This window comes from Falsibacillus albus, from assembly GCF_003668575.1.
Classification (GTDB): Bacteria; Bacillota; Bacilli; order Bacillales; family DSM-25281; genus Falsibacillus; species Falsibacillus albus.
The window spans coordinates 161,394-178,443 of the sequence record NZ_RCVZ01000008.1 but is presented as its reverse complement, the minus strand read 5'-3'; the positions used below and the strand labels follow the sequence as shown (position 1 = coordinate 178,443).

At 44.2% G+C, this 17,050-nt stretch carries 17 protein-coding genes; 5 read left to right on the top strand and 12 right to left on the bottom strand.

From position 1 onward, the window contains the following. Nucleotides 1-7: 7 nt before the first annotated feature. Complete coding sequence (locus D9X91_RS12970) at nucleotides 8-1,369, bottom strand: FAD-binding oxidoreductase (protein ID WP_121681052.1); 1,362 nt, start codon at nucleotides 1,367-1,369, stop codon at nucleotides 8-10. A gap of 328 nt (nucleotides 1,370-1,697) precedes the next feature. On the opposite strand from D9X91_RS12970, the gene D9X91_RS12965 reads away from it, so the two are divergent. Next, nucleotides 1,698-2,033 carry a DUF5658 family protein gene (locus D9X91_RS12965; protein WP_121681051.1) on the top strand — a complete coding sequence of 112 codons (336 nt, stop codon included), beginning with the start codon at nucleotides 1,698-1,700 and terminating at the stop codon, nucleotides 2,031-2,033. Between the two features lie 341 nt (nucleotides 2,034-2,374). Here the strand turns inward: D9X91_RS12965 and D9X91_RS12960 are convergent, their stop codons facing one another. The 10 genes from D9X91_RS12960 to D9X91_RS12910 form a co-directional block, all read right to left on the bottom strand. Further along, complete coding sequence (locus tag D9X91_RS12960; protein ID WP_121681050.1) at nucleotides 2,375-3,013, bottom strand: hypothetical protein; 639 nt, start codon at nucleotides 3,011-3,013, stop codon at nucleotides 2,375-2,377. Then, nucleotides 3,006-3,635, bottom strand: a complete 630-nt coding sequence (locus D9X91_RS12955) for an ATP-binding cassette domain-containing protein (RefSeq protein WP_121681049.1) — start codon at nucleotides 3,633-3,635, stop codon at nucleotides 3,006-3,008. The genes D9X91_RS12960 and D9X91_RS12955 overlap by 8 nt, the downstream gene beginning before the upstream one ends. A gap of 19 nt (nucleotides 3,636-3,654) precedes the next feature. Beyond that, nucleotides 3,655-4,380 carry a DUF2705 family protein gene (locus tag D9X91_RS12950; RefSeq protein ID WP_121681048.1) on the bottom strand — a complete coding sequence of 242 codons (726 nt, stop codon included), beginning with the start codon at nucleotides 4,378-4,380 and terminating at the stop codon, nucleotides 3,655-3,657. Further along, entirely contained in the window at nucleotides 4,377-5,108 is a 732-nt protein-coding gene (locus D9X91_RS12945) for a WxPxxD family membrane protein (protein ID WP_121681047.1), read from the bottom strand. The genes D9X91_RS12950 and D9X91_RS12945 overlap by 4 nt, the downstream gene beginning before the upstream one ends. Next, the gene (locus tag D9X91_RS12940; RefSeq protein ID WP_121681046.1) at nucleotides 5,098-5,868 is read right to left on the bottom strand and encodes a DUF2705 family protein; all 771 of its coding nucleotides are present in this window, start codon (nucleotides 5,866-5,868) and stop codon (nucleotides 5,098-5,100) included. The genes D9X91_RS12945 and D9X91_RS12940 overlap by 11 nt, the downstream gene beginning before the upstream one ends. An 89-nt stretch (nucleotides 5,869-5,957) precedes the next feature. Then, the gene (locus tag D9X91_RS12935) at nucleotides 5,958-6,383 is read right to left on the bottom strand and encodes a DUF2712 domain-containing protein (RefSeq protein WP_121681045.1); all 426 of its coding nucleotides are present in this window, start codon (nucleotides 6,381-6,383) and stop codon (nucleotides 5,958-5,960) included. A 1,270-nt stretch (nucleotides 6,384-7,653) separates the two neighbouring features. Next, entirely contained in the window at nucleotides 7,654-8,700 is a 1,047-nt protein-coding gene (gene lsrB, locus D9X91_RS12925) for an autoinducer 2 ABC transporter substrate-binding protein LsrB (RefSeq protein WP_121681081.1), read from the bottom strand. An 82-nt stretch (nucleotides 8,701-8,782) separates the two neighbouring features. Beyond that, nucleotides 8,783-9,775: an ABC transporter permease gene (locus tag D9X91_RS12920; RefSeq protein WP_121681043.1), complete on the bottom strand. Its 993-nt coding sequence runs from the start codon at nucleotides 9,773-9,775 to the stop codon at nucleotides 8,783-8,785. Next, a complete protein-coding gene (locus D9X91_RS12915; protein ID WP_121681080.1) occupies nucleotides 9,747-10,757 on the bottom strand; it encodes an ABC transporter permease subunit in 1,011 nt (336 codons plus the stop codon). The genes D9X91_RS12920 and D9X91_RS12915 overlap by 29 nt, the downstream gene beginning before the upstream one ends. Nucleotides 10,758-10,762: 5 nt before the next feature. Continuing rightward, nucleotides 10,763-12,283, bottom strand: coding sequence for a sugar ABC transporter ATP-binding protein (locus D9X91_RS12910; protein WP_121681079.1), 1,521 nt, complete (start codon nucleotides 12,281-12,283; stop codon nucleotides 10,763-10,765). 250 nt (nucleotides 12,284-12,533) lie between these two features. On the opposite strand from D9X91_RS12910, the gene D9X91_RS12905 reads away from it, so the two are divergent. Next, on the top strand, nucleotides 12,534-13,481 hold the full coding sequence (locus tag D9X91_RS12905; RefSeq protein WP_121681042.1) for a sugar-binding transcriptional regulator: 948 nt from the start codon (nucleotides 12,534-12,536) through the stop codon (nucleotides 13,479-13,481). Between the two features lie 97 nt (nucleotides 13,482-13,578). Here the strand turns inward: D9X91_RS12905 and D9X91_RS12900 are convergent, their stop codons facing one another. After that, entirely contained in the window at nucleotides 13,579-13,977 is a 399-nt protein-coding gene (locus D9X91_RS12900; protein ID WP_121681041.1) for a hypothetical protein, read from the bottom strand. Nucleotides 13,978-14,128: 151 nt separating this feature from the next. Here D9X91_RS12900 and lsrK point away from each other — a divergent pair, with 151 nt between their 5' ends. Genes lsrK through lsrF form a run of 3 tightly spaced genes read left to right on the top strand, consistent with a single transcriptional unit; the run spans nucleotide 14,129 to nucleotide 16,867 of the window. Next, nucleotides 14,129-15,694 carry an autoinducer-2 kinase gene (gene lsrK, locus D9X91_RS12895; RefSeq protein WP_121681040.1) on the top strand — a complete coding sequence of 522 codons (1,566 nt, stop codon included), beginning with the start codon at nucleotides 14,129-14,131 and terminating at the stop codon, nucleotides 15,692-15,694. A gap of 15 nt (nucleotides 15,695-15,709) precedes the next feature. Next, the gene (locus D9X91_RS12890) at nucleotides 15,710-16,069 is read left to right on the top strand and encodes a cupin domain-containing protein (RefSeq protein ID WP_121681039.1); all 360 of its coding nucleotides are present in this window, start codon (nucleotides 15,710-15,712) and stop codon (nucleotides 16,067-16,069) included. Between the two features lie 6 nt (nucleotides 16,070-16,075). Further along, nucleotides 16,076-16,867, top strand: coding sequence for a 3-hydroxy-5-phosphonooxypentane-2,4-dione thiolase (gene lsrF, locus D9X91_RS12885; protein ID WP_121681038.1), 792 nt, complete (start codon nucleotides 16,076-16,078; stop codon nucleotides 16,865-16,867). Nucleotides 16,868-17,050: the final 183 nt, after the last annotated feature.

Genomic DNA, 17,050 nt, shown 5'->3' with positions numbered 1-17,050 from the left:
TTATTGTTTACTCCGGTTTAATATTATGGTTATGGCGGAACAGATTTTTAGGGTCGTACTTTTTCTTGACCTTTTCCAGGCGCTTGTAATTCTCGCCAAAAGCATTTTTTGTAATGGTCTCACCCAATCCAACAGCATTTAAATAGGATGCTTTTTTAAAAGAGTAGGGAAGCAGCCTATCGTAGACGGAATCAATCCATTTCTCGCAAATCTCCCCAGGCACCTCCATTGCAATGAAATCCACCAAAAGGACAAAGCTTGCAGCCCGGATGGCAAACGGCGTTTCATCGGCTGGAACCCGGTTCATCTCCCCGTGCATGGACCAAAGCTGCACGAGCACACTCGGCGCCGGTGCCTGGTCTATCTTATGTAATAATGCATCAATCATATTATCCGGTAATCCGTTAAAATAAAGAGAGGTTCCATAGACCGGCACATGGTTGGGCACCATGATATCCAACTTACTCTGAAGCTCTACATATGGCATTACCTTCGTGCCATCGACGATCGGGTCTGCCAACTCACGCAGCGGCTTAATCACACTTTCACCTGCTAAAGCATCCCTCGCATACATCCCTGTGATCATGATCACCTGCTTCAGATGAAGGAAGTCCGGCAAAAACGGGGCAGGTGGAAGCGTCGTCGCCGTAATATTAATGGAGATTTCATCTGGTGCCTGCTTCATGTATGCCTCGGTCTTTTTCAATATTGTCTTGGCATCATTATAGTCATACATCACATCGAGGGCCAGCACTTCCGGTCCAACCTCATGCAGCTGAAACTTAAATTCAGTCACGACTCCGAAATTTCCGCCGCCACCTCGGATTGCCCAGAATAAATCCTTGTGGTTGTTTTTGTCCACACGAATGATTTCACCTTCTGCCGTCACCATCTCAGCACCGAGGATATTGTCACAGGTCAGACCGTATTTACCTCGTAAATAACCAAGCCCCCCATTCAATGCCAATCCAGCTACACCTGTTTCCGACACTGTTCCGGTCGGCACGGCCAAACCAAATTTCTGTGTTTCGCGATCGATATCACTTAGCAATGCCCCGCCTTGAACATGTGCAACCTTTCGCTCAGGTTCTACGTTAACCTTCCTCATTTTTGAAAGATCGATCATCACGCCGTCATCACAAACCGCTGTTCCAGCTAAGTGGTGCCCACCGCCCCTGATGGACACGGACAATTGTCGCTCCCGGGCATACTTCACCGCAGCAGCGACATCCTCGGCCAATTCACACACAACAATCATTCCAGGCTTTCGGTCAACAGCTCCATTCCATACTTTTCTTGTTTCATCATACTGCACCTGACCAGGCAAGATCACTCTGCCTTCAACCTTTGATCCCAGCACATTTCCCACACCCATTCCCCCTAATCCCTATAAAAGACTTTTTTACTACTTGATAGGTCTATATACTCACCATATCATAATATGGAAATTATATGTAAATTATTAAATTATTTGAAAAATTTCTTCAAAAAGGGTAACAGGCACCATCCATTTTCTGGATGGTGCCTGTCACCCTTTAATTTCCCACACATGTTTACCACCGAACCCATGTGACAAAAATGAAAATATGAAAGGATATTTTTTAAAAAAAGAGGGTATATCATATAGAATAACGAATTGTTCTTTATTAAGAACAATAATGAGAACAAACTAAATCTCTATGCAAGGAGCCCCTTCTATGCAAGTAAATAAAGAGAAATCACGCCGCAATCTTATACTGGCCACCTTCCTTCTTTGGATCCTTACCACAATCGATGCCATCTTGACGGACTTCGGCATCCGCCACCATTATATCCATGAAGCAAATCCCCTCATGAATGTTCTTTACAACTCAAGCATCACAAGTTTCTACATCATAAAGATGGCACTCCCCATCCTCTTGCTCGCTCTTCTGACAAAGGTGCAGGCAAAACCATATATCCGTGTCTTAACATTTCTTAGCTTGTTTCTTTATGTCTTTGTCATGATCCAGCATTTTGCCTGGCTGGCTCATGTCATATCTGAAAATCGATAGACAAAATCGAACCTAGGTTTCGTATCCGAAGGTTTTACCTCTCTTTCTAAACCAACTGGAAGCCATTCGAATTCGTGCCTCCATTCGACATACTTTTCTTTAAACTTTTCAAAAAATCTCATTTACATCAACTCTCAAAATCATTTTCATCAAACGTTTGATGAACAATTAGTTTCGTCGACATATGTTGCTTAAGGGGGATTCCAGCTGGTTTACTGATTTTAAGTTTTCTTCATCCCTTTTCATCCGTTAAAAATCCAACCTTTTTTCAGCCATTCCTAGTAGAAGGGTGACAGGCACCATCCAATGGATGGTGCCTGTCACCCTTTCATACTTCATTACTATTTCTTTTTTAAGCTAACGATCATGTTAGTTGATTCATGAAAGAGAAACTTTTCGATCTCTAATGTTTGTCCTTTTTTTAAGGCAACAGTCGTTGTGCCGCTTCCTTTTAGGTTGTAGGATTGAAGAATTTTTCCCTTTGGGGACAGTACTTGCACAAATGGCTTTTCATTATCCTTATTCTTCTCTTGCCCAGTATCGGTGAAGAAGATGACGTATTCCCCTTCAGGAATTTGTTTGCCGACTTGATAAAATCCTGAATGCGGAAAATCATATTTTCCATCTTCTCCCATGGAAACCTGTTTGAATCCAGCAGGAGAGAGCTTTATTTTTCCTTTGCCATTCACATCCACATGCTCTCCTTTATTTAGTCTAAGACCTAGGACCTTATCCTGTTTTGACAATTGACGCTGCATAAATGTCAAACGCCCTTCGAGCACATCTACATCATAAACCCCAGGATCAATATCTTTTCCTATTATGTATTTATCTGGCCCAATCGTTATGTTAGATGCTTCATCCACGAAGGTCGCTCCCCCATTGAAAAAAGACATGAGGATTGGATAAACCGACATTATAATGGATACCAGCCCAGCAGCTGCAATGATGAGAAATATGGCTTTTTTCCCCTTAGTCATTTATTAAAACTCCATCACTCATTTTTAAAGTGTCGTCGCATAATGGCGCGATTTCGTCTTTATGGTGACTGGTAACAATGATGACCGCCCCTCTCTCTTTCTCCTCCAGTAAAAGATCATGTATCATCTCCACACCTGTATCATCGATGGCATTGGTTGGTTCATCCAATAATAAGACATCAGGCTTTTCAAATATGGCCTGAGCTATATTGAGCCTCTGCCTCATCCCTAGGGAGAATTTTTTAACTTTTAACTTAGAATGCGGATCCAGGCCAACCCTTATCAACGCTTCCTCCATATCGGTTTTTGAAGCGACATTCTTAATCTTTGATAATATCTCAAGGTTAGTCATCCCATCGTATTGCGGCAATAACTGCATATTTTCAATGATTACACCAACACTCGGTGGAAAGGAAATTTCTTTATGCAGTATCTTGTCATCAATGCTGACTTCCCCTTCGGTCGGAACAATCAATCCTCCGATAGCACGCAGTAACATTGTTTTTCCGGACCCATTCCTTCCAAACAACCCATAAATATGACCCTTCTTAAACTCATAGGATATGTTCTTCAATACATAGGCTTGTTTTATTTTTTTGCTTACATTCAAAACCTTTATCATCAAAAACCACCTCATTGTTTTATATTAATTCTTTTTTATTGATTTTCATGACTGATCCAAGAATGACTAGAATCAAAATGAGTATTAACACGTATGATCCGTTTAGAAAAGGAATGTAGTCCGTCTGGAATTCAGTTACTTTTGACAACCCATTTTTAAATCCCATTCCATAATTCGGTATAAGCAAATAAGTAAGATTAATAGATTCATCCAATGAAGATAACCATCTAAAACCTAAAACAGAGAATACCAAGTATAAGTTAACCAGCACTACGGATAGTTCTGATTGAACAAACAGGTCCAAAAAGGTTTGGAAACTGATGAGGACAAGCAATGTTAAATAATAGATGAAAGTCATCTTTAAGGCGGACATCCACTGAATCCCAGCAGAGTGCTCCCAAACCAGCCCAATCAACATCTGAATGACAACAAACAGCAGCAGCGAAAGAGCGATCGAATAGTATTGCTTGAGCACCCATCGAAACTTACTATAATTACGAATAAAAAAAGGGGTTCCATACACCGTCATCATTTGACTTAAATAACCTGAGAAGTAAAAACTTATCCCTATGACAGGCAAGTACCAATTCAATAAATACCTGTATTCCATTCCAGCGGAAGGCACCACTGGCACTCCATCTAAGACCGGAAGTCTTGTGTGCAGCAAATTGAATTTATTTATCAAGAAAGCCTGCATCACCATAACTAAAAGGACCAATATAAACATACCTTTTCTGCGAATCATGAAATGAAATCCTTTCTTTGATAAACTGCCGATCCAATCATGAACATGAAAATGACCATCATTACTTGTCTCATATATGTATAAAAAACATTTCCCAGGGTCCACTCATGCTCAAGGTATTTCGTGTAGATAACTAAATCTTTTAGAGGGCCCCAAGCTTGATTAAGCCCCAGCTTATCAATGAAATATAAACTGCCAATAAGCAGCATCACCACAAACAGTGAAAAAACACTTGATTTTACAACATCCTCCACAACTCCGTAGATCAGGCCGATAAATGAATAAAAGAAAAACAGGCCGAATGTATTCAGGACAGCTATCATCGGAAAGCTTAATTCATTCAAGACAGTGTATTCTATGTAGACTGGCATCAAAGCGAGATTCACTATCGTATGAGCCATTGAAAATATAAAAGAAATGAACAAAACCCGAATTGCCCTCTGTCTGTATAGGAGTGCCCTGGATTGTCCCCGAATGATTTTTTCAATTTGGTTGGGCAGAAAAAAGTGATTGAACAAAATCAGAAAAGGAATAGCATAAAACAATGTATATGCTTGAATCGAACTATAACCAAAGGCACTATTATTAAGCAGAAGAACTATTTGGTCTTGCGGTAAATGTGTGACCTTAATGAAGTTGACACTTAAAGCATTTGAGCTTTGCACAACCCATACAATCGTAAAGAAGGCAAGCATACCTATTAGTAAGCACAATCGTTTAATCTTCATTGAACTTTACTCCGTACACATAGACTAATAAAGGAATTGTAACGAAGACGAAAACTGCTAACATGAGGATTGGAATCAGTACATGAAAACCATACTCTGCGAATGGTTGGAAGAGAAACATGATTGAATTCTTTTTCAGAACTAATAGGAACCATATAAAGAAGGCAGCTGTATAAGCATATTTTTTATCGCCGAAAAACAGGCTGGCACTTGCCCCCACCATCCCAATAAGGCCTGCAATGATACAGACTAAGACAGCAAAACAAGCGATGGCCGCATATGGATGGCCAATGCTCAGTTCAAAAAGGGTATTGCCGCTGTCATTGATATCCAACAGCCCTTTTGAAAATGTTCCACCCGCAAAAATAATGGCTGTTAAAAGAAAATTCAAGAGGAGAGAAGCACCCATCGCACCAGCTGATAAAATAAAAGAAGTAGTAAGTTTTTCGGAAAAGTACCTCTTCCTTCCTACCTTGCTGATGAGAATATTCCTATAACCTGTTTGCCGATCTTGAATTGCATCATCTGCACCCAAAAGCAATAAGAAAATAGGCAAAAACCAGAATAATAAAATTTGAGGCGCATGGCCGATACTGGACCCTGATAAAAAGAAAGCAAAAGCGGGGTGATAGACCTCAGCAGAGTTCTGTTGATATGTAAGTAATTGAATAATTTCAATAAATGGAATGAACAGGATAAGCAAAAAAGCAAGCATGCTTATTCTATTTTTGGAAATTCTGATAATATGGCTTTTAAACATAACATGTCTCCCAATCTATGATTTATGTCCTACGGTCAAGAGAAAAGAAACAAAAGTGATAAATGCATATCACTTTTGTTTCTTCTAAATTAATTGATTTCCTCGTCCCAATAACCGCTTACTGAGTAGCTGCTGGCGGAATAATTATTGTTTTCTGCCCCTAGCCTTACATATGACTGATTTGCCGTGCTGAACGGTGTATAGTAATGATTGCCTGATCCTTGCTTCACATCATGAACATCAGAGACCCTAGTCCCACTCTTATCCAACCAGAAAGTCGCATATGTGCCAGAGCCTTCAGAAGAATAAGCTAAATTCACTTTAAATTTGTTGCTCGTATTACTCGTTTGACGATACCTTGAAGTGGTATAACTGTTTGCATAATTTGGTTTTAGGGTAAAACTGTATGGTACATTGTCGTTAGACGCATGCGCAAAGTTTGCAGTCGCTAAAATCCCTAACCCCATGACTGCCGTCACTCCGATTTTACCCATTTTTTTCCTAAAAGTACTCATTAAGCATCCCTCTTCCTGAATAGTATTTTATTACCATTTAAGGGTATCATTGTAATTATTTGTATGTTTTTGTATTATTATAGCGTATGAGTTATCTAAACCTTGATTACATGATGAATAGTACGATTTTCTGTAAAAGATATAACTTTAAGAATAATAGATACACCGTGGATTAAAAGACTCCTAATTTTTCCACTTTAATACATAATATATTAATAAACCCATCCTATTCCAAATTAACCAACCGTATTTTCATAATAACATAATACAAAATTTTTACATCCCGCCCTTTTGTACAAAAAATTCATACTAGGAGTTTTATAGAAACTCATTTATTGAGATTGAAGACACCAGAGTGTTTCTCGTTCAATCCAATTTTAAATCGCTATGGTGGATAATAGATGGTGCTCACCCTTTCTCTTCCCCATCACGTTTACCTCAGAACCCATTTGACCAAAATGAATAATATAAAGTGATTTTTATAAAAAGAGGGTACATCATATAGAATAACGAATTATTCTTTATTAAGAACAAAATTAAAAACAAACTATATCCACGAACCCCCCCCTCATGTATGTTCTTTACAACTCAAGCATCACAAGTTTCTATTTCATTAAAATAGCACTTCCCATCCTCTTACTTGCTCTTGTGACAAAGCTGCAGGCAAAACCATATATCCGTGTCTTACCATTTTTAGCTTATTTCTTTATGTATTTGTCATGATCGAACATTTTGCCTGGCTGGCTCATGTCATATCTCAAGATTAATAGCAAAATCGAACTTAGGTCCCTAATCCAGATGGTCCAACGCTCTTTAAAACCAACAGGCAGCCTTCCATAACCACGCCTACCTTCGACAAACTTTTCACTTCCCTTTTCTAAAAATTTCATTTACATCAACTATCTACATCATTTTAATCAAACGTTTGATGAATGATCATTATTGTCGATTCATGTCTTCTTCCCACTACTTTGGGCTGCTTTCAGCCTTCTTTTTAATTTGATCCCATTTCCCAAACACTCTCTAAACACAAGGTCCATTTCGTACAGTTTGCTTCTATTATTAAGGAATGAGCATTGTTGTTTTCCGCAGAAGGATGCTCACTTTCCGAGAGGCAGGTTTTGAGCCCTCCGGAGTCCCTCACATTCCTTTCCAACACCACCCTATGATGCATTTAACTGTTTTAAAAACAATCATTATAAAACAGCCAAACAAAAAGAAAAACCGCCCTATAAGGCAGCTTTTCCTCCATCAAACTTAATTCTAACTTTTAAAAATCATAATCATCGATATTATCTTTCGTGAACACCACTCGTTCCGGCAGCAGAATGATGCCGCTGTGCGGATCGGTGTAGTCATAGCCTTGAATCGTATTCGGCTCGATTTTGACATGCCCGATATCCGGAACATCGAACTCATCGCCGACTTTCAGATCCTTTCCTTCCACCGTCATTTGATAGGCGACATAGGCAGCAAGTGCGCCTTGTTTTTTTACATCCCAGAGACCGAATTGCTTAACGGTGCCGCGTTTCACGAAATCCCTCATGACATTCGGCGTGGAGAATCCGGTAATCGCTACCTTTCCATTCATATTCAGGTTCTCAGCCGCTTGGGCCATGGCCGGTAATGCTGTGGCATCCGGGCAGATGACGGCGTTGATATCTGGATATGTTTTCAATATATTTTGACCGACCGTCAACGATTTTTGCGCATCGTTCTCACCATATTGCGTCGTTACGATTTCCCAGCCAGGATGCTCGGCTTGAATTTTCGCCTTTGCCGCTTTTACCCATTGGTTTTGATCGGTGACGGTTGGACTTGAGTAGAAGAACGCGACTTTTGCTTGATCCGGAATCTGATCAGCGGTCATATCGACGAGCATGCCGCCCAGCTGTTCAGGCGTCCCCTGGTCGATATAAAAGGAGCGGTGCTCTGGATTCACATCAGAATCCCACGTCAACACCTTGACGCCGCGCTGTTTCGCACGGTCCAGCGCTTGATTCAGTCCGTCGACCGAGGTAGATGAAATCATGATTGCCTTATAGCCTTGGTTGACGAAGTTGTTGATGTATTTCACCTGTCCTGCGACAGAAGCTTCGGACGGCCCATCATACGTCAACTCAACCCCAAGCTTTTTCCCCATTTCCTTTGCGCCTTCACCCCCTGACGTGAAGAATCCGACTCCCGTCAATTTCGGAATGAACGCCAATTTGACGTCTTTCTTATTGCTTCCTTTCTCCCCTGACCCCTTTTCCCCGCTGCTGCACGCAGAAAGCACCAAGAATGCCGATACGATAAGGACAAACAGCTTTATCATAGCCGATTTTCTCATACGTCTACACTCCCCTTTTTGTTGTTTCATGTCTGCCTAATATTTTGACGCTCTTATTTCCAAAAAATCATTCAGCATGAGATCGAAATTTAACGAATGACCGAATATTATTCCACTTCGCTAACCGAAGCAGAACCGCAATGATCAGGATAAAACCGACGACAACGCTTGTTTCCTGGCTGGTCATGCTCATCATTTGCAGACCGTATTGCATCATGCCGATCACGACGCTGGCAATGCCAGTTCCTAGAACCGTTCCTTTTCCTCCAGTGATGCTGGTCCCGCCAAGCACGACGGCAGTGATGACCGGAAGGACCGCTTCAGCCCCTAAATCCGCGCGGGCAGAACTGAAGTAGGAGGTCAGGATGACACCGCTGATACCACCTCCCACACCAGCCAGTACGTAAGCCCAAATCAAAATGAATTTTGCCCTGATCCCACTGTAGACCGCTGCTTTCATATTGATCCCAACCAGGAACACCTGCCTGCCGTAACGTGTGAGGCTCAAGATTACCGCAAACAGAAGCAAGAAAAATATCAAGAAATAGAGGGGATTCGGAAGGCCAAAGGTGAGGCCATTCGCCAGCTGCACAAACGCATCGGGGAAACCGCTGATCCCTTCATAACCGGATGCGCTGTTCCCACCGGAAATGACCAAGGCAATTCCGGAAAAAAGAAACATCGTACCGAGCGTGACAACGAGCGGCTGGACATTGCTATATGCAATAATCCCTCCATTGACTGCCCCGGCACATGCACTGATGGCAACGGCGATCAATACCGCGAGCCAAACCTCCATACCATTTGTCCAAAGAACGCCGATTGAAATCGACGTCAGCCCGATGACAGAGCCAACGGAGACATCGATGCCGCCAGTAATGATCACAAACGTCATCGGTATGGCAGCCAAGCCTATATAGACATAGTCATTCATACTGAAAATGAGATTTGTGACATTCAGGAATTGCGGATTCATCATACTGAAAAAAATGATTTCAACAATCAGAAACAAAACCAAAGCCATTTCCCACCTAAGCAGAAGATTGATCTGCTTTTTCATCTTTTCCCATCCCCCCTTTCACAAAAGCTGTTCGCTTGAATGGAGCATTTCTCAAATAATCTTGGAATTTAGAATTGCTGATGACGATGACCAGCAATAAAAGACCCGAAATCGCATTATTCCAATAGGCAGGGATCTTCAAATATATGAGGGAGCTATTGATCGCCGTCAAAAAAATCGCCCCCAGCCCAGCGCCCCAAACCGTGCCGAGTCCACCATTCAAGCTCACCCCGCCAACAACGGCCGCGGCAATGACCTGGAGCTCCATCCCGTTTCCTGTTTGATTCGGGATGAAACCGATATTCATCACGAAAACCATCGCCGCAATCGAAGCTGAAATACCCGAGAGCATAAATGCGATCATCTTCACCTTCGCGACTGGAATCCCAATCAGCCGGGCGCCATCGGCATTATCGCCGACTGCATAAAAATAGCGCCCAAATCGCGTCAGCCTGAGCATCAAATATGCCGCAGCCACAAGGATCAGCCCAATCCATATTGGAATCGGCAGCCCAAGGAAGGACTCGGTCGAAAGTTTTTTGAAAAAGTTAGGGATATCCTCGATCCATTTTCCGCCCGTCGTAATGATCATCAACCCGCGTAAAATCCCCAGCGTCCCGAGGGTCATAATAATCGCCGGTATTTTTAAATAAGCAACGCCGAACCCATTAAACAAACCTGCCGCTGCGCCGACTAGCAGAACAATCAGGACAACGGGCCAGACGGACATTCCGCCGGTCAAAAGGAGGCCGCAAATCGCTGCACACAATCCCATTGTCGATCCGACCGAGACATCGATTTCAGCCGTCAGAAGCACGAACGATTGACCGATTGCCAGGATAAATAAGATAATGCTGCTGCTCAGAAGCAAAAGAAGGCTGTTGCCTTCGACAAACTTGCTGTTGATGGATCCGACGATGGCGATAAACGCAATGATGAGGATGACAATCGATGCTTCCCTACCTTTCATGATCCTCGCCAGAATGTTCATTGGACCTTCAACTCCTTTTGGATTCCAAATGCTGCAGAAGTCAGCGAATCCACCGTTAACTCCTTTTTATCCAAGGATGATGCCACTTTGCCTTCATGCATCACGAGCACCCTGTCGCACAGCTGGACGATTTCCTCCATATCTGACGAAATCAGGATAACGGCGAGCCCCCGATCCCTCAAATCATCGATGATTTGGTAGATATCTCCACGCGCACCCGCATCGATCCCTCTGGTCGGTTCATCCAACATCATCACTTTTGGACCTGCTTCAAGGTATTTGGACAAAACCACTTTTTGTTGATTGCCGCCGGACAACTGACTCAATAACTGATGCTGTCCAGTGGCAGCGACCTTCAAGCGTTCGATCGCCCGCGATGCCGCTGCTTTTTCTTTTTTAAAAGGAAGAAAAAATCCTTTATTCCGCTGCAGCGTGGTAGAGGTGATATTCATTTTGATCGAACCGATTGAGAAAATTCCGTGCTGATAGCGATCCTCAGGCACATACACGAGTCCCCGGTTAATGCGTCCCCTGATCGAAAGCTTATGGATGTTTTCCTGATCGAGTAAAACTTCCCCTGATTCCCACGACGACAAGCCGAAGATAGAGGATGCAAGTTCGGTCCTCCCAGCGCCGACCACTCCTGCAATTCCAAGGATTTCTCCCGGAAAAAGCTCAAAGCAAATCTGATCAAACCGATTTCCACATAAATTTTTTACAGTAAGTATCGGTTTCGTCCGGTCCACCACCGAAACGGCCCGGCTTGCATTCAAATCCAACGGTTCAATCGAAGCTGCCCCTACCTCTGCGTTCTTTTCAGGGAGCAGGCCTTCCAATAGTTTTTCATGGGTGTAGGATTTCACCTTTCCCATGGAAGAAATAATGCCATCCCTTAGAACTGCAACCGCATCAGCCAGTTCAAAGATTTCCGTCAGCCGGTGGGTGATATAAAACACACCCAACCCTTCACTCGTCAACTTTTTAATCGTGGCGAATAAAGAATGGATTTCACTGAAGGTCAGGGTTGATGTCGGTTCATCCAAAATCAGGATCTTGGCGTTCCGGACCAATCCCCTTAGAAGCTCCACAAGCTGCTGCTCAGCGATTGAAAGCGTCAATCCCTTCCTTCCCAGATCCAGCTTCCATCCAAGCAGCGACAGATAATCGTTGATTCGCTTTGTACATTCTGCTTTTGACTCCTTTAATCCGATCGTAATATTTTCGCGAATCGTCATGTTGGGAAAGATCAACGGCTCCTGCGGAACCAAGTAAATCCCGTGCTTATGCGCATCGGCTGGCTTTTGAAAAGAAACGTCCTTCCCTTCCACCATCATTTCTCCTTCATCGGGACGGTACAGGCCCGTGATGATTTTCATCAAGGTCGATTTCCCCGCACCGTTTCCCCCGACAATGGCAAACACCTCCCCTTTATGCAGGGTCAGATCAATGCCTTTTAAAACAGTGTGGTTCGAAAATTGCTTATATATCTGCCGGATACGAATCAGTTCGTTGTTCATTTTGATCACCAACCCACCTGATTTTGAACATTTCATTCACCCGTGAACTTTTGTTTACCCCTTGAAAAATGAACACCCTTTCATTAAAGCGCTTACATAGTAAATATTTACTGAAGTATATTCCCTCCCCGACACACATATGCTGAATTATCCAAATATTTAGAAGCAGCTCTCATCATGATCGAGAGCCCTTCCTATCGGCTCAAAATGAAACATTTGTTGAGCCCCCGATTATTTGTTGAGAGGTTGGATGGAATTGACAAGCAAAGATATTTTTACTCAAAACCTGCTGATCAAGGTCGCCTGGTACTACTACAAAGATAATTTGACCCAAACTGAAATTTCCGATCTCCTTCACCTATCTAGAAATAAAGTCGTCCGCCTGCTCGACCGGGCAAGGGCAGAAAATATCGTCCAATTTCACATTAAAGGAGACGGCGTGAATTGCTTGGAAATCGAACACACGCTGATGGATGCCTTTGCTATTTCCAACGCCTTTGTCATCCCGACACCCAAGCATGACCTTAGCCGCTCCTTGGCAAAAGCGGCCGCACAATATATGGAAAACACCATCGCCAATCATGAATTGATCGGTTTTGGCTGGGGAGAAGCCGTATCCCGGACGATCGAATCCTTGACGATCGATCCGTCCATTACAGTCTCCATGGTCACTCTGACCGGCGGCGTGAACTATTACTTCCAGAAACGGGATCATTCATTGGAAGGCGGACTCGATAAATTCAAAGGCGGCATCCACGTGATTCCTGCACCATTTTTGGCCTCAACCAAAGAAATGGCTGCCAATATGCTATCCGAGCCGTCAGTCAAGGACATCCTTGACCTCGCCAGCCTTTCCCATCACGTCGTCGTCGGAATCGGGGGACTATCCAAAACCTCCACCATCATAAAGGAAGAAAAAATGACCCTGAATGAATTGGTCTACATCAAAAACCAAAATGCCGTCGGCGACATACTAGGCCAATTCTTCGATGCCGATGGCGAACCGCTTGACCTGCCGCATCACGAGCGGCTCATCGGCACCAACATCAGTACATTGAAAGACCTGAACAACGTCATCGGCGTTGCCGGAGGTCCGAAAAAGATCGATGCCATCTACGGCGCACTTAAAGGAGGCTACCTCAACACGATCATCACGGATGAAGAAACAGCCAAAGCTTTAATAAAAAAGCTGGATTAGCATTTCACCCCGGATTCCCCTTAATGCGTCGTGAAAATTTGCTGGTTTCTGCTTTTAGCGGCACTCATTATGTTATGTTTCTGGATTTCTCCATCACTTACGGAGTTGATTCCCTCACTTTGTGGGATTTTTCCATCACTTGCAGAGATGATTCCTTCACTTGGCGGAATTTTTCCATCACTTGTGGAGTTGATTCCTTCACTTGGCGGATTTTCTCCATCACTTGTGGAGATGATTCCCTCACTTGCAGAGATGATTCCTTCACTTGCGGAGATGATTCCCTCATTTGGGGAATTTCTCCATCACTTACTGAGTTGATTCCTTCACTTGGCGGGATTTTTCCATCACTTGCAGAGATGATTCCATCACTTGGCGGGATTTCTCCTTCACTTGTGGAGTTGATTCCTTCACTTGGTGGAAGTTCTCCATCACTTGCGGAGCTAATTCCTTCACTTGGCGGGATTTTTTCCATCACTTGCTGAGATGATTCCCTCATTTGGGGGAATTTCTCCATCACTTACGGAGTTGATTCCCTCACTTGGGGGGATTTCTCCATCACTTACGGAGTTGATTCCTTCACTTGGCGGGATTTCTCCATCACTTGCAGTGCAGATAAAGGATTTTTTCAAAAAAGGAGGAGAAACGAAATGGAGTATATTCTCGTCTTTGATGCGGGCACCGGCAGCGTCAGGGCACTGCTTTTCGATAAAAATGGAAACCAGGTGGCCGCGTCCCAATTCGAATGGACCCACATCGAAGACCCGCGCTTTCCAGGATCGATGAATTTTGATGTAGAGAAAAACTGGGAGCTGGTCAACACTTGTATTTCTCAAGTTCTGAATAAATCCGGTGTAGACCCGACAGCGATTAAAGCCGTCAGTGCCACTAGTATGCGTGAAGGCTTTGTTCTGTATGACCACAGCGGAAAGGAAATATGGGCTTGTGCCAATGTGGATTCCCGAGCTGCCGCCGAAGCGAAGGAGCTAAAAAGCATCGACCCCGATTTGGAAAAGAAACTTTACGAACAGTCGGGCCAGACCTTTGCCCTTGGTGCCCTGCCAAGACTTCTTTGGCTTAAAAAGAATCAGCCTGACCTCTATGAAAAGACTGCCTATATGACGATGATCAACGATTGGATCCTTTATAAACTGACAAATATGCTTCAAGTCGATCCATCCAATGGCTGCACCACCGGTATTTTTGATTTAAAAACCCGGACGTGGACTCCGGTGATTGCAGAGGCTTGCGACTTAAAGAACAATATTTTCCCACCTGTCAATGAAGCCGGCCAGCTATTGGGTACCATCTCTGAATCGATGGCAGCTGCGACTGGTCTTTCAAAAGGAACGCCTGTCATCAGCGGAGGCGGCGATGCCCAAATGGCTTCTATCGGGGTCGGCGCCATTAAGGACGGTCAAACCTTTATTTGCGGAGGAAGCTTCTGGCAGCAGGAAATCAATATCAAAGAGCCTGTCGTTGATCCGAAAAACCGCATCCGTGTCAACTGCCATGCCATCCCGGACCTTTGGCAAATCGAAACGATCGCCTTTTTCCCTGGCCTCGTCATGAGATGGTTCCGCGATGCCTTCTGTGAAACGGAAATGCTGGAAGCGGCGAGAACCGGTCGTGATGCTTACGAAATTTTGGAGGAGAAAGCAAAGGATGTGCCGATCGGTTCCAACGGCATCATCCCAATTTTTTCAGATGTGATGGATTACATGTCATGGCGCCATGCAGCCCCCTCCTTTTTGAACCTTACTTTAGATGCCGCTAAAACCGGCAAAAAAGAACTGTTTAAATCGATCCAGGAAAATGCCGCACTCATCACTTACGGAAACTTAAAAATCGTCGAGGATGTCACCGGCCATTACCCGCAGGAAGCCATTTTTGCCGGCGGAGGGTCGAAAGGAAAGCTATGGAGTCAAACGCTCGCAGACGTACTGGGGATCCCGGTAAAGGTCCCTGTCGAAAAAGAAGCGGCGGCGCTCGGAACTGCAATCATGGCAGGAATCGCAGTCGGCCTCTATCCGGATCTTGAAACGGCGGTTGCCGAGCTTGTGAAATGGGAAAGAGTCCATCAGCCAAACGAGGACCATCATCAACAATATCTAGCAATCTATGAAAACTGGCGCAGCGTCTACGCCGAGCAGCTGAAGCTCGCAGATTCAGGCAAGACCCGCCACATGTGGATCGCACCGGGAATATCCATTTGAGAGGAGGTGAAAGGTATGATCCATGTCAGTGAAAAGGACGTTGAATACCGCTACGGTACACACGGCCCGAAATACTTAACGAAAGGACCAAACGTCGATGTTGGCGTTGTTCTTTTAAAACCAGGCGATGACCACGACAATCACTATCATACAACCTGCGAAGAAATCTTCTACATCCTTGAAGGTGAAATTGATATTTATATAGACGGCAATCCCGTTCATGTCAAAGCGGGCGATATGCTCCAAGTCAGGCCGATGGAAGCTCATTATCTAAAAAATACGAACACGGTTGACTTCAAAGCTGTATTCATCAAGTCACCTCATATAAACGAACGGGATTCCGTCATTGTCGAAAATCCAAAAATCAAGGAGTGAAGAACCATGAATTGGGGATTTAAAAATAGAATGAACCAAATCTTGCCGAATGGAAAGGCCGTCATGCTTGCCATTGACCACGGCTATTTCCTCGGTCCTGTCCATGGATTGGAAAAGCCGGGTGAAACCGTCAAAAAGCTTCTCCCGCATACGGATTCACTATTCGTCACACGTGGATCGCTCGATGCCTGCATCCCGGCCGATGTAGATAAACCAATGCTGCTGCGTGTCTCAGGCGGTCCGAGCGTCCTGAACGACCTGGCCAACGAGCATATCGTAACACCGGTCAAGGAAGCCATCCGCCACAATGTCGTCGGTGTCGGCGTCTCGATTTTCGTCGGATCGGACTACGAAACCCAAACCGTCAACAACCTGGCCAATGTGGTCACCGATGCACACGACTACGGGATCCCTGTGCTCGCCATCACCGCAGTCGGAAAAGAATTGGAAAAGCGCGATGCCAGATTCCTTGCACTCGCCTCACGGATTGCAGCCGAAATGGGAGCTGACATTGTCAAAACCTATTACTGTGACGACTTCGAAAAAGTCACCAGCACCTGCCCCGTCCCGATCGTCATCGCGGGCGGACCGAAGCTCAACACAATCAAAGATGCACTCGACCTTACCTACAACGCAATGAAACAAGGAGCAGCAGGCGTCGACATGGGGCGGAACATCTGGCAATCCCAACATCCAGAGGCCATGATCCGCGCCATCAACGGCATCGTCCACAAAAACTACAACGTTTCTGAAGCCCTGGAACTATACGCAACCCTCTCGAATACGACCGTGCACTAAAAAAGTGACGAAAAAGGTGACAGGCACCATCCAGAAAATGGATGGTGCCTGTCACCTTTTAAATTATCCTGATACTTCAATCTTCCTTGCGAATTTAATCAAACGTTTGATTAAACTCGACTACAGTCGAAAAATCAAAAAGATCTGGGTTTGTTCTCATCTCCCAGATCCTCTTCCTTCATA